Source organism: Microbacterium sp. LWH11-1.2, from assembly GCF_038397745.1.
Taxonomy (GTDB): domain Bacteria; phylum Actinomycetota; class Actinomycetes; order Actinomycetales; family Microbacteriaceae; genus Microbacterium.
Genome location: NZ_CP151636.1, coordinates 248997 through 261734 on the forward strand (window position 1 = coordinate 248997; position 12738 = coordinate 261734).

The following is a 12738-nucleotide window of genomic DNA, read 5'->3' on the forward strand; positions in this document are numbered from 1 at the left end:
TTGACCCTGCTACTTGGTAATAGGCCCGCTTTCGAGCGATGCGGCTGTATCGCTCTCGTCTAGTTCAAGGGGCCGGCCAGGCGCCAGAAAGAGAGGTGCGATGCTTCGCGTATCCTGGCGCCACCTGGATGCCATCGAAGCAGCTACCGCTGCGAGACTCGATTTTCCCACCCCGTAATCGCCTTCTAGGGCGACCATCTGAGTGCCGCTCATCAGGTCGCGGAGAACGAGCCCAAGTTCATCGTCCCGGCCGACAAGCAGACTCTCATCGGCATCGTCGACTCGCAACGCTGACGTCGAGTACGGAGATGACCGGAACCCGTAGTGTCCCCAAACGCCCACCGGAAAATCCATGCGCACATGCTATCGGTCGCGCTCGGCACAGGCAGTGATACCCCTGGTCTCCCGACGCTCCGATCAATTTCATTCGCGGTCGTCGCCCCTGACAGCGCTGCCCCACACCCAGTACCGGTAGGTGTTCCCTCCTGCCCGGAACTCGATCCCGGGTGCCGCCGGCGTCGACGGTGACACCGCCGCGCACGCGGAGGCGTGGGCGTGGGCTCGGGCTTCGCGTTGCCAGTACGCCTTCCTCCGACCACTATAAGTGGTAGCAAGTATCGAACATTCGTTCTACACTCTTAACTCATGAGCGCCGCAACTGTAGAACAGCACGCGACGCTATGGTTGGCAAACGACATCCCCGCCCGCATGGTCTACGCCGGCCAGCGGTGGCGCGTCTCGGACATCCCGACCCGGTTGCGGCATTCGAACTGGACGGTGCCGCTCAGCGAACCGCATACCGGCCTGTGCGGGTGGAGGTTCCAAGGCACGAACGACGATGGCCTCTCACTTGTCTTCGATGTGTACAAGGCCGAGGACGGCTGGCACGTCCACCGCACTTACTACTGATCGGACACCGGACGCTACCTGGCAATGGACGGCCCTGACCCACTGCCCCTCACGCCGGGGCTGGTGCCGTGAGGCGCGGCTCGGTCGTACTTGTCGAGAACCCCATCGACTCTCCTCAGGGTGCGATCACGAACCTCACCGAGCCGTGTGCGCAGAGTCTCCGCGACTTCCGCGTCCAATCGTTCTTGTGTTTCCCGGTCGAGGTCGTAGGGTGGCAGTCCTCGTTGCGCTCGCGCGATCGAGTCCATGCGCACTTCTTCGCGAACCTTCGCCTGACGTCGCCGGCGGTGTCCTTCGTAGATCGCGGGTCGGGAGTCCAGGATCTTCTGGCGAGCGGCCTCGTGTGATTCCCTGACGCGCTGCAGGTCGCGGGCACGGCGTGCTCTGAGCGTCTCCGCGCGACGCACGTCTTGCCAGTCTTGGAGTCGCTGCCGGTACTCTGGTTCACGGACCGTCCGTCGAACTCGTTCGATGGCAGGAATCGACGGCGATCCTCGGAGGAGTTGCCGGCGACGTGTGTCGACCCGGTCGGGTACGGCGAGGGCATCCGGGTGGGATGCTTCCAGGGTGATCGCGGAGCGGATGTCAAGCGATCGTTGCCGTCGGAAGAACTCGTCCGCGTCGGCGGTGTGCGCGCGCTTGTCCGCCGCGTAGGTGCGGTGAACGTGCCGGGGCGGCAAGCCGAGCGCCTTCAGGCGGGCTCGTCGTCGTGACGCGTTGCGACCGCGTTCACGTTGCTTCTCGATGTTGCGCGCGTACTGCTCCTTGTATGCGTCGGGGTTGGCCCGTCGGCGCTCTGCGGCTGCGAGGCGTTGCCGTTCGCGGATCTCGTCCGCGTGTGCGTCGCGGTATCGTTGCGCGGTTGCGGCGGCGTTCGCGCGATGCCGCTCCGGGTGTCGTTCCTTGTAGCGGCGCTGGTACTCACACACCTTGTCCGGATGCTCCCGCCGAAAACGTCGTCCGCGTTCGATCTGCTGGTCGCGGATCTCAGGGTACCGTTCACGTGCACGGGCGTTGCGGGCCTGCTGCTGCCGGAGCCGCGCTGATCGTCGGCGTTCGGAGTCGCGGTTGTGTTGCCGTGCGCGCTCAAGATTCGCCTCGCGCCAGGCACGGGCCCGCTCAGCGAGATATTCGGAGTTCTTCTCCCTGTAGCGGCGCCGATAGTCGCGGAGGTGCTCGGCGTTCGCTTCCCGCCAACGACGGTCTACCTCACGCCGGTGCTCTGCATAGTCTTTCTCATCGGCGGACATGATCTCATCCGTCGGCCTCAGCGCCCTCGGGAACCAGTCCGTAGACCAGCTCGGTGAGAGCTTCCCGGTGCCCTGTCGGGTCGACGATGGTCCGTCCGACCAGCTCCCGCAGCTCCGCCGTCGTGACGTGTCCGTCGATGCCCTCGAGGCACCAGTCGATGTCGTCGTTCAGACGGTACTCGGGTGAATCTGCCGGCATGTCCGGGTAGTACATGATCGCGATCGTTCCCACCTTCTGCAGGAGCAGATCCGCATCCTCCAGTTTCATGTGATTCCTCTTTCTCTTCCTTCCGGCGCTCTGACGCCGGCCGTCATAAGTTCTCGGTCGCCGCGATCAGCAACGGGCGGGCTGTCCGCGGTGCGGATGTACCGTTCGAACGCGCCAGCTTCCGCCACTTCCGCAGCACGGATCCGCGAACGCAATGTCCCACGGGCTTCCTCCGACAGCTCGTCGCGCAGCGGTCGCGCATCGGGATGGCGGGTTCGCGCGTGGCCGCGGGCGTTGGTGTTCGCGAAGAGGGCGTCTGCCCGCCGCAGAACATTGCGGGCCGTAGTCAGCCACGCACCGACTGCGCTCGCGAGCTGCGTCGTGGCGGCACGCTCTTCGTCGGCGGGGTCTCGGGCCGCACGGGCGAGATCATGGGCGGCGCCGTGGATGGCGTCGTCATGTTCTGTTTCGGGCAGTCCTCGCATCATCTCTTCCGCGAGGCGTTGGCGGGCGTCGCTGTCGGTGCGGGCGATCACGACCGCTTCGTTGAGGTGGCGCCCGCGGGTGAGTCCGACGTAGCGGCCGGCCGCGGTGACGTCCGGACCGACCAGTGCGACATCGGTGGTCTCGCCCTGGATGCCGTGGACGGTGGTCGCGTACGCGAGTTGCACGTACTCCGCCGCGTAGTCGCTGGTAATCGTCCGGCGGTCGGTGGCGTCGTCGTGACGTTGCAGGTCGATCGAGGACGGGCCGACGCGAGCGACCGTCCACAGGGCGCGATTCTCGATCCCTGTCGCACGTTCGTTACGACGGGTCTGCACTATGTCGCCTTCCAACAGCCGCTGCTCCCCCGCTCCGACGCCGACCCGCTCCAGGGTCAGCTCACCGCGCGCGAGCCGTTCATCTTGGATGGCCTCGTTGATCTCCCGCGCTTCCTCGTTGCTGCCCGTCACGATCGCCACGCTCCGCGACTTCCCATGGTGGTGAAAGTATCCGGAGACGAGCACCTGACGCGCATCGAGACGGTCGTGAGCTCGGCGGACGTGACCACCGTCCTGCAGGTCCGCTGCAACGGCGAGCGCCTGTTCGAGCGTGCCAGGGGCGCGCAGCCGCAGCGTGAGGGTGGCGTAGTCCGGGTCAGCGAACCGATGCACCTCAGCGAGTTCCACCGCCCGTCCGGCCCGGTGCGCAGCGAGTTCCATCGCACCGGCATGGCCCACGGGACTCGCCTGCAACGGATCCCCGATCATCGCAATCCCGGCGCCCGTCTCAAGCGCGAGCTGGATCAGCGCGTCCGCCGCGTCCAGATTCAGCATCCCCGCCTCATCGACCACGATCCGCGTCGAGCCATCCACCTGCAACAGGCGCGGGCCAAGGTAACGGACGTGGGTGACCGGGTCGACAGCTCCCGGTCGCAGTTGCCACCACATCTCCGCTCCCGCGTCGTCGGTCCGCCACCGCCATCCGTAGTCAGCCAGCAGCGCGTGGATACTCGTGCTCGGCACTCCCACCTCTCGACCTGCGACCGCAGCCGCCTTACGGGTGGGCGCGACCACCACCAGATCCCGATGCTGCACGGCCAGGACGGCGCGAGCGAGACGCAGAAGCGTCGTCTTCCCGGTACCCGCCGGACCCGTGACAGTCACCAAGCTCTCGCCACTCGCGATCGCGTCCGCTGCCGCCCGCTGCGTCCCGTCCAGCATCCACTCCCCCGCGGCGAACTCACCGACCCCCACCTTGGAAGTCTCGGGCCCAGAGTGCGGACGCTCCGCGAGCGCGAGGAGGTGCGCGGCGAGCTCCGTCTTACGGTGCGCGAATGCCCGCGTGACGAGAGCCTTCACATGCTGCGGCCTGTCCGGGTTCTCAGGGAGGAGGTCTCTCGTGTAGGTCAAGGCCCGGGCAGTGACATCGTCGAGCAGCGACTGCAGCGCGTCGCGATCAGCGACCAGCTCCGCGGAGGCAACCGCGCGCGCCGCCCCCGCGCGCAGATCCAGAACGCTGAAGCGGCCATTGCTGGATCTCGACCGTTCATCCGCATCCCGGACCGCGCACCGTGCCAGGAAGTCCCGATCAACGATCGTCACTCCGGGCGCAGGGGCCCGTGGAGGCCGTCGCCTCTCGAGGAGGCGCGGATCCAGATGCTCGAGTTCGCTCAAGATCAGCGTTGTCCACTCCTGCTCATCGATCACGTCGGGTTTGTCGGGGCGATGCTGCGCCCACGCGTAACGGTCGATCTGCCGCCGCACATCGAAGTCCGGATGATGCCCAGGATGCCCTTCCTGCCAGTTCGCGAGCAGTACCGCCCGGTTCGCCTCGATCTGATTCGACCGCCGCGACAGAGGCCGCACCACATGCTTCAGCTCCGCGATCTCCCCATCCGCATCCAACGTGTACCCGTGCGCCGCAAGCGCGCGCAGCCACTGCGGATCCGTGCGCGCGGCAAGCTCCCCCTCCGCATTCACGAGAGTCTGCATCCGCATCGCCACCCGAGAATCGACGTTCGACCACTTCCCGTCCCCGCCCTGCACCTTGACGCTCAACCACAGATGCCGATGCACATGCGGATCCAACGCCCGGGATCGCCGATGCTGCAACTCGACCACCTCGATCCGTGCCAGTGATTCGCGCACTCGACCGCCGGCGCCGCGCCGGGCGTTCAACTCCGACTGCCAAAGAACAAGGACGCGATCACGCAACCGGTCCTGCAGCGCCTCGTACTCGGTCGCAAGATCAGGATGCAGCAACGCGGCGATGCTGAACGACTTCGCCGCATTCAGGATGCTGTCCAGAACCAGGTCCGCATCCGGTGACGACAACAGCCGGCCACGTCGCTCCTCCGTCAACGGATCACACCCGTCAACCCACAAGGCCAACTGCTCCGCGTCCAGCTCATCACGGTCGATCGCCCCGGCAGCGACGGTGAACCGTGCGACCGTCGCGTCGCCGATCTCGCTGTACCGGGCAAGCGCATCCCCGCCGGATGCTCGCAGGTGCGAATCACACGTCCCACGGAACGCATAGCTCATCGCCTGGCGAACCCCCTGGGAGCCCGCGCCACGCTTCCAGCGCTCGAGACCGCCTCGCACGTCGCCAGGCTACTCCCTTTTTGCCTATCACGCCAGAGTATTCACAGAAAGTGCCTGCGTGCATCTCAACTGGGTGATGTGGGACGGGTCAGATCAGCAGGTCCGCACGCGCATGTTGTCCGCTGGCATGGTCGTGAACCTCGATAGTCTGGGGCGCGAGAGGGAGAGAAGAGAATAGACATGCCTGGGGACATCGCTGAAGAAACCTCCGCGACGAACGGAGACGAACTCCTTGCCGGCGGATACGCATTCGTTGGCGCCGTACACAGCCTCGTACGCGCGGACCGATCGCCCACAAAGTTCGACCTGATCCTCGCTGCGGCTTGCCATTCCCTTCGAGACGGCGACAAGTCGGTCGAGGAACTTCACGGCCTCGTCAGCCGGGTCTGGCCAGGAGCACGAGTGGACGCCAAGGATGTCGAATCGGCGCTTGTGATGGGAGAAGAACTCGGCCTTGCGCACCCCGTCATCACCGCTGATGAAGCGCGTCTCTGGCAGCTGACTCCGCGGGGTGTCGATGATGTTCAGCGGCAAGCCGACTGGGTGAGCAAGGTACGCAAGCGAACCGGAACCGCTCTTGAGGGCAGGGCTCTTAAGGACCTCGGGCTGACGATCACGCCTCATCAGGCGGAACTCTGGTTGGAGCGAATCGTCAGTGCTCTGGTCACCGGGATCACCGCCTCCCAGGATGCCTATTTGGGCAAGGTCGATCACCTCGTCGGGCGCCGTCTCTCTCCACGCAAGGTAGATCGAAGACTGGTTCTATCCCATCTTGACGAGATCGAATCCGACCCAAGCATCGTAGAATTCTTGAAAGCATGCACGTTGGCCGCACTCGATCCGCTGGATCCTTTCGGCGATGAGTTGGTGTCGCACATCACCACCGGCTGTGTTCTACACTCCTATGTCGCTGGACGGGAGTCGGCGCCCGTCCTCGACGCACTCGGCACTCCCGCCGGGCAGCGCGCACTTATCGACACGCCGGTTCTCCTCGATCTGATCGGCCCTACTCGTGTAAGCAGAACAGTTGCGTTGACGATCAAGGCCGCTGTCTCCGCCGGCTGGGACGTGATCGTGTGCGAGCATTCGATCGACGAACTCATCCGGGTGGTGGATGTCGAGCTGCCTCAGATCCGCCAGCAGTTCCAACAAGCGCACGCACGCGGCATAAAGGAGGAGTGGTACGCGAGCCTTTCCGCGGACCAGCTTGCCTCCTACGCGATCGAAGTCCTCCGCGATGGCACATACAGGTCTCTAGATCAGATGCTCGGCGCCGCGCGGGCGGTCTCGTCGCGACTCGAGGAGCTCGGCGTGACCGTTCGCGACCACTTCAACGACAACGATCGGGCTAACGTCGACCGCTGCAGGGCGGCGCTCGACATTGAGCTCGCAGGATCGCATCGCTCCACCAACGCCATCCAGCGTGATGCGGAATCTATGGCAATCATCTGGCGCCGACGACGCCGTCAAGGATCAGCAAATCGGTGGCCTGGCGGATGGATCATTACGCCGGACCGCCACTTGTCCGCACCATACGCGTCGCTCGAGCGCTCCGACAAAGTAGCCATCAGTCTGAGTTTGGCGCAATGGAGCACCTTGCTATCGGTAACCGTTCCCCCTGCAGACGTAGTTTCGCTCGCCGAAGCGGCAGCGACGCAACTCGTCGAGGAAGCGATGTGGCTTCTCCCCTCACGATTCCCAAGCGAAGTTGCTCTCGAGCTCGCAGAACGTCTCTCTCCCCAACGTGGTGGTTCCGAGACCGACATCCGCTACGCGCAGATGACGCTAGACCTCGCGCTGGATGCCGACAAGAACGAACGAAGCGCGAACGCGATCGCTGCGGACGTGCTCGAGGCTCGCACCAAACGACAAGAACGCATCACGCGACTTGAACTCGAGACCACAAACGCCGCCCTGGCAACAGCAGAAGCATCCCGAGTCACCGCACAATCGCTTGCGAGCGCCCGGGAGAACGAAGCACGCTCGGCGCGGGCTGAAGTGGAGTCGTCGAACCTAGAGATTTCAGCGCTGAAAGACAGGGTCAATTGGCAGCGCGATCAACTGAAGCGCGTCCTCTGGTCGGTTGCCATGGGATTGACCGGGCTAACAGCGATTGCGATTGCTATCGCGATCGACGCCTGGACTTGGATCGTTGTGGGTATGGCAATAGCGTTCTTCGGCGGGGTATGGGTCCTCTACCGTTGGTGCTCATCTCCTGAGGCGAAGCTCTCGAAGCTTGTGTGGGCGGCGACAGCTCAAGCCATCGGTCTCGCATCCGCATGTGTCGGTCTGATCGTTGACCTTTCCGGGGCATAACCCCTGCGCCGAATCCGCGTGAGCATGTCCGACGAGCGGCGGACAGTACAGGTCGCCTCGCTTTACAGCACCGTGAAGTATGCGGTCTGCTCCGGCCCAGGTGTCCCAGCGCCACCTATGTGGCCGGTCGTTGTGTGGTGATGTCGGACATTGTTCTGTCTGCGTCTGGATTCGGTGAACCAGGCGAGGAACCGGAGCCGTGTGGTCGCGTCCCTCGCTCGAGTGCCTTTCGGCCCTTGCTGAATCACGGGGGGAGGGGGAATCGTCAAGGCCGGCGAGCGAAAGGTTCTCGGCCGAAATAAGCGCAGCGCGGCCGAGAAGCTTTCGCGTGCCTTGACGAGGAGGAATGCGCCCGTACACTCTGCAGCCGAAAGTCAATCCCGCAGGGATTGCCCCCTCCGCGATGTGCCCTCGTTTTCAACGAGCGGCTCGCACAGGCGTGAGCCCGTACGCAGCAGACGCGACACCGCCCGACTCCGCTTCGCTGTCGTGTTCGTCCATAACCTAGAAACTAAACTTCGCAGTGAAGGAGTCATCGTGTCGAAGCAGTCCTCACCGTGGCGAGCAGGTCCGGTCTCGACGTTCAACGCGCAACGCGAGGCCGAGCTCCGGTTGCGCGCCGAAGCGATGAAGGCATCGCTGGCGGGACTCACAGGCGACGCGTTAGACACGGCGATCATGCAGACGCTCTTCGCCGGCCAGGCGGAGCAACCGGAGCCGTCGTTCATCCTGCTCGCCGGACAGGTCGGTTCCGGTGCAGGGCGTTGGATCCCCCGGCTCTTGCAGGCGCATGATGTCGGTGCGGTGCAGCTCTCGGCGGAAGAGCTGCAGGCGTTCCATCCGCGCTTTCTCGACGCCTCGTTCCGGTCATCCCCGGACGGGCAGCGCGAGCTCCCAGAGTCCGCAGCCCGCTGGCTGCAGGCCGCGCTGCGGCACGGTCGCGAGCATCGGTACTCGATGTTGCTCGAAGGTGCTTTCGCGTCACCGGATGCCGCGTTGGCTGTGTCGCACCGATTCGCGCAGTCGGGCTACACCGTGCACGTCGCAGCCGTCGCCGCTCGCGCTGACGAGAGCCTACTCGCCAGCACCTCCACTGCACTGAGGCAGATGCGGGAACTTCAGGCCCCGCGCATCGTCTCTCCCCGCGAGCACGCAGCCACCCTCGAGGGAACCCGCGCCTTGATCGCAGCGTCCGAGATCGACCCGGCGGTGCATCGCGTGTCGGTGCTGGGACGCGATGGAGGCTTTGCGTTCAACGAGCAGCGCTCACCGAACGGTCAAGCGCTCGCGGGAGCGACTCGAGCATGGGAACTCGCCCAAGCTGAACGGATGACCACTCTGGAGTCCGCCCAGTGGCTGGGAGAGCTGCGCCGGATTACCGAATTCGCGCAGGCGCTGCGCCATCTGCCGACGCCCATCCGCGAGGCACTGATCGACCTGCACGAGATGGCGCTGCGCCGGGTAGTTCCCGAACTTCCTGTGCCGACGGGGTCGGAGGTTCAACGGCTCCAGGCGGGGCGGCACCGTGAAGCTCTTGCCGAGCTGACCCGCGGGTTCAATCGGCAACCGGGCCCGGACTCCGCGGCGCCGTCGATGCAGCCGACACCATCGACAGGGACTCTCGAACGCTGAGTACCCACCGCCCACCGGAGATGAAATCAATCCCGACAGCACGCTTCTACAATCCCAGTCGTCGTCCGAGAGCATCGATGAGGTCCGCCCTGAACCCCGCCCATCGGATCTGCCCGTTCTCCGCCTCGACGATAGGGGCTTCGCAGTAACCGAGCTCGTCGACGAGGAACGCACGCACGACCGCGTTGTGCGCCTCATGCAACTCCACAAGGTCGTAGCGGATGCCAAGCTCATCGAGCCGTTGACAGGTGAGTCGGCACCGTTGGCACGACGGCCATGTCGAGTAGACCGTCACGATCATGATCCATCTTCCAATCTGCGCATCAGGAACAGTTATTGACATATGTAGATGTCTTAGACGTACACTTGTCTCAGTGGTTCTGCGAATCTCCAGTGCGGTAAGGCAAACTGAGGGGGTGAAGGTCGACGTGAAGAATCTCGATGGCACGATGATGACGTGGCGATCCGCTACGCAGCCGGTCGGGTCCGCACTGCGCATCGCTCCGAAGTTCGTCGCATCCACCCGCGACGAGGCCACAGGGGTGCAGACCACGATCGAGGCACATTACAGCCATGACGAGGGACGCTACATCGTCGCCGCGATCACCAACCGCGCGTTCCGCGACGACTTCGATCAGCAGGCTCTGCGCCGCACAGCATCCGTGGCAATCCTGCAAGCAGCAGTCCCCCAGTGCATCGCCGTCCGCCTCACTGACGAGGACGAGACGGGCTGGACCTCGATCGCAGATCTCACCTCGAGCGAGGGCAGGATCATCCCTCCATGGATGGCCGCAGCGGCGGTGAAGCGCGGCGGGAAGGACGAGCGCATGGAGGTCATCGAGATCATCTACGGCGCATCTGCCCTCGCCGGCATCCCGCCTGTGCGCGCGGTGCAGCTCGAGCTCGACATCCCGCACCGCACTGCCTCGGACTGGATCAAGAAGGCTCGCGACAACGGGCGCCTGGACGGGATGACATACAACGTCGGCCGCCAGGCAGATGGTCAATAGGCAGCGCACATCCCTCGTTGACATAGCGGATACCGACACCCTCGGGCAGGCTGGATCAGAACGCCGTTCTGCATTGCCTCCCCTCTTCTATTCCGAAGAGGAAGCGGCACAACTTCTAGGCATCCATCGGACCACGCTCCGAACTCTCGCGGTCCATGGTTGCTCCCCGGTTCCCCCGGTTCAGATCACAGAGCATAAGCGGATCTACCGCCGCATTGACGTCGAGCGCCTCGCAGGAGTCGCGCCATGAGCATCGAGACGCGGCGAACGAAAGCAGGCAAGCCACGGTATCTAGCACGCGTCAAAGTCGGCGAAGTTCAGGTCGCCACGAAGACCTTCAGGCGAAAGAGCGATGCTGAGGCCTGGGAACGCGAGCAGAAGCACCTTCTGGCCACCGGGCGTCCCCTGCCGTCCACTAAGACGGTGACACTCAGCGAGCTCGTCGCCATGTTCAAGAAGGCGCGTGCGAAGGGCAACCCACACACCATCGATACCGACAACAACAACCTTGCGGCGCTGCCGAAGCGTCTGCTCGTGCGCCCCGTCTCGTCGATCCAGCCTGATGAGATCCGTGAGCACCTCATCTCCGAGCTTCGATCTGGCAAAGCGCCATCGACCGTCGCGCGAGCTAGAACGACATTCGGTGCGCTGTTCACCTACGCAGCAGAGCAAGATCTCCTTCGACAAGCGCACCCTGTGCGATCGATGAAGAAGATCCCTGAGCTCGGTACGGCCGCTCAACGGTCACTGAGCCTCAGCGAGATACCGACGCCGAAGCAAGTCAAGTCGGCAATCGACGCACTGCGTGAACGCCGCTCGGACATCGCCGATGTGTTCGAGTTCATGGCGTTGACGGGCGTCCGCTGGGGAGAAGCACGAGCGATCCGCGTGAGCTGGCTCAGCGATCACGGCCTTCCTCAGCTGGACGTGACCCGATCGCACTCCGACAGGTACGACGAGAAGTCCCCGAAGTCTTGGCGCGGAACCCGATCAGTCCCTCTGTCACCGCGCGGACTCGAGATCTTCCAGGCCCACGCGGCAGGAAAGGCAAGGACCGACTATCTCTTCACGAACCAATTCGGCGGCCAGCTTAAGGTTGGGGTCGCACGTAAGTTCCCACTCGGCTTCCGCCGCCATGCCCTCCGTCACTACGCCGCGTCGACGTGGTTGCGCCTCGGCACCCCCATCAACGAAGTCGCCGAGTACCTCGGCGATGATCCGCGCACTGTCTTGACGACGTACGCACATGTCCTCGGCGAGGGCCAGCGACGAGATTTCGCTAGCCGACTCGCCACCGCCGAGACCGAATCTCCTCGGCCCGTACACTCCACGTACACATTCGGCTCAGAATCGCCAGCAATGCACCCGAATCGCGATGGATCAGGGTTCGGAATCTAGCCCCTGATCAGGACTTCTACTGCGGAGACGAGGGGATTTGAACCCCTGGTCCCCGTGAGGGGACTCCACCTTAGCAGGGTGGTGCACTCGGCCGGACTATGCGACGTCTCCAGGCATCCGACCCGAAAGCACGGATGCACCTAGCCATCATAACGGGTCGGATGGGCAGGCACGAACCGAGCGGATGAGCGCCGCCGTCAGGCGCCGAGGAGACGCGTGGTCGCGGTCGACATGTGGATCGCCATGGCCGATGCCGCGGCATCCGGATCGCCGGCGCGGACGGCATCCAGCACGGCGCCGTGCTCGGCGACGGCCTGCTCGGCGTGCGCGGGGTCGTGCACGGCACGGTCGGCGTAGACCTGCAGCAGCGATCGCACGACGTGCACGTGATCGGTCAGCGTCTCGTTCCCCGCCGCCTCGGCGAGCGCGTGGTGGAAGTCGAGGTCGGCGCGGGCGAAGGTGGCGAGGTCGTCGATGCTCGCCCGCATCCGCTCGACGCTCTTCTCGAGTCGCTCGATGATCGCGGCGTCGGCTCGGGCCGCGGCCAGGCGCGCGACGAAGATCTCGAGGCCCTCGCGCAGCTCCAGCAGCTGGGCGGTGTTGCGCTCGCCGATCAGCAGGCCCCAGCGCAGAGTCTGCGGCAGCAGCTCGCTCGCCGCTCCCCGGAGGTAGGTGCCGGAGCCGGGGCGGACATCGACGATCCCCAGCAATTCCAGGGCGGCGAGCGCCTCGCGCACGGCGGATCGACCGACGCCGAGCGATGCCGACAGCTGGCGCTCCGGAGGCAGGCGCGTGCCAGGGGCGATGGATCCGCCGGTGAAGAGATCGAGCAGCCGACGGGCCACCTCCGACACCGGCGTGCCCGAGGGGATCGCGGTCAGCGCAGCGGCGATGTCGTCGACGGGTTCACCGGGAAACGCGGGCATGCT

At 64.8% G+C, this 12738-nt stretch carries 10 protein-coding genes and 1 tRNA gene; 5 read left to right on the forward strand and 6 right to left on the reverse strand.

What is annotated here, in order from left to right; all coding sequences use genetic code 11:
* Positions 1–645 precede the first annotated feature (645 nt).
* Positions 646–909, forward strand: coding sequence for a hypothetical protein (locus MRBLWH11_RS01175; RefSeq protein WP_341946397.1), 264 nt, complete (start codon positions 646–648; stop codon positions 907–909).
* Between the two features lie 14 nt (positions 910–923).
* Here the strand turns inward: MRBLWH11_RS01175 and MRBLWH11_RS01180 are convergent, their stop codons facing one another.
* From MRBLWH11_RS01180 to MRBLWH11_RS01190, 3 genes are read right to left on the reverse strand one after another with little or no spacing between them, the layout of a single operon-like run.
* Positions 924–2159: a hypothetical protein gene (locus MRBLWH11_RS01180; RefSeq protein ID WP_341946398.1), complete on the reverse strand. Its 1236-nt coding sequence runs from the start codon at positions 2157–2159 to the stop codon at positions 924–926.
* A gap of 4 nt (positions 2160–2163) precedes the next feature.
* The gene (locus MRBLWH11_RS01185; RefSeq protein WP_341946399.1) at positions 2164–2427 is read right to left on the reverse strand and encodes a hypothetical protein; all 264 of its coding nucleotides are present in this window, start codon (positions 2425–2427) and stop codon (positions 2164–2166) included.
* A complete protein-coding gene (locus tag MRBLWH11_RS01190; RefSeq protein ID WP_341946400.1) occupies positions 2424–5453 on the reverse strand; it encodes an AAA family ATPase in 3030 nt (1009 codons plus the stop codon). The genes MRBLWH11_RS01185 and MRBLWH11_RS01190 overlap by 4 nt, the downstream gene beginning before the upstream one ends.
* Before the next feature lie 180 nt (positions 5454–5633).
* Between MRBLWH11_RS01190 and MRBLWH11_RS01195 the strand changes: the two genes are divergently transcribed.
* Positions 5634–7769: a hypothetical protein gene (locus MRBLWH11_RS01195; RefSeq protein ID WP_341946401.1), complete on the forward strand. Its 2136-nt coding sequence runs from the start codon at positions 5634–5636 to the stop codon at positions 7767–7769.
* A 537-nt stretch (positions 7770–8306) separates the two neighbouring features.
* On the forward strand, positions 8307–9401 hold the full coding sequence (locus MRBLWH11_RS01200; RefSeq protein WP_341946402.1) for a zeta toxin family protein: 1095 nt from the start codon (positions 8307–8309) through the stop codon (positions 9399–9401).
* Between the two features lie 46 nt (positions 9402–9447).
* On the opposite strand, the gene MRBLWH11_RS01205 is transcribed toward MRBLWH11_RS01200, so the two are convergent.
* A complete protein-coding gene (locus MRBLWH11_RS01205; RefSeq protein ID WP_341946403.1) occupies positions 9448–9702 on the reverse strand; it encodes a glutaredoxin family protein in 255 nt (84 codons plus the stop codon).
* 73 nt (positions 9703–9775) lie between these two features.
* Between MRBLWH11_RS01205 and MRBLWH11_RS01210 the strand changes: the two genes are divergently transcribed.
* Positions 9776–10411, forward strand: coding sequence for a hypothetical protein (locus MRBLWH11_RS01210; RefSeq protein ID WP_341946404.1), 636 nt, complete (start codon positions 9776–9778; stop codon positions 10409–10411).
* 246 nt (positions 10412–10657) lie between these two features.
* Positions 10658–11809, forward strand: a complete 1152-nt coding sequence (locus MRBLWH11_RS01215; protein ID WP_341946405.1) for a tyrosine-type recombinase/integrase — start codon at positions 10658–10660, stop codon at positions 11807–11809.
* A 22-nt stretch (positions 11810–11831) separates the two neighbouring features.
* On the opposite strand, the gene MRBLWH11_RS01220 is transcribed toward MRBLWH11_RS01215, so the two are convergent.
* Both MRBLWH11_RS01220 and MRBLWH11_RS01225 read right to left on the reverse strand, forming a co-directional pair.
* Positions 11832–11920: transfer RNA gene (locus MRBLWH11_RS01220), tRNA-Ser, on the reverse strand.
* A gap of 86 nt (positions 11921–12006) precedes the next feature.
* Positions 12007–12735, reverse strand: coding sequence for a FadR/GntR family transcriptional regulator (locus MRBLWH11_RS01225; protein ID WP_341946406.1), 729 nt, complete (start codon positions 12733–12735; stop codon positions 12007–12009).
* Between the last annotated feature and the right edge of the window lie 3 nt (positions 12736–12738).

Bases quoted from the DNA above. Each gene is read 5' to 3' on its own strand.
- MRBLWH11_RS01225 (WP_341946406.1), bottom strand. From the start codon at position 12,735: ATGCCCGCGTTTCCCGGTGAACCCGTCGACGACATCGCCGCTGCGCTG.
- MRBLWH11_RS01185 (WP_341946399.1), bottom strand. From the start codon at position 2,427: ATGAAACTGGAGGATGCGGATCTGCTCCTGCAGAAGGTGGGAACGATC.
- MRBLWH11_RS01180 (WP_341946398.1), bottom strand. From the start codon at position 2,159: ATGTCCGCCGATGAGAAAGACTATGCAGAGCACCGGCGTGAGGTAGAC.
- MRBLWH11_RS01195 (WP_341946401.1), top strand. From the start codon at position 5,634: ATGCCTGGGGACATCGCTGAAGAAACCTCCGCGACGAACGGAGACGAA.
- MRBLWH11_RS01215 (WP_341946405.1), top strand. From the start codon at position 10,658: ATGAGCATCGAGACGCGGCGAACGAAAGCAGGCAAGCCACGGTATCTA.
- MRBLWH11_RS01175 (WP_341946397.1), top strand. From the start codon at position 646: ATGAGCGCCGCAACTGTAGAACAGCACGCGACGCTATGGTTGGCAAAC.
- MRBLWH11_RS01205 (WP_341946403.1), bottom strand. From the start codon at position 9,702: ATGATCGTGACGGTCTACTCGACATGGCCGTCGTGCCAACGGTGCCGA.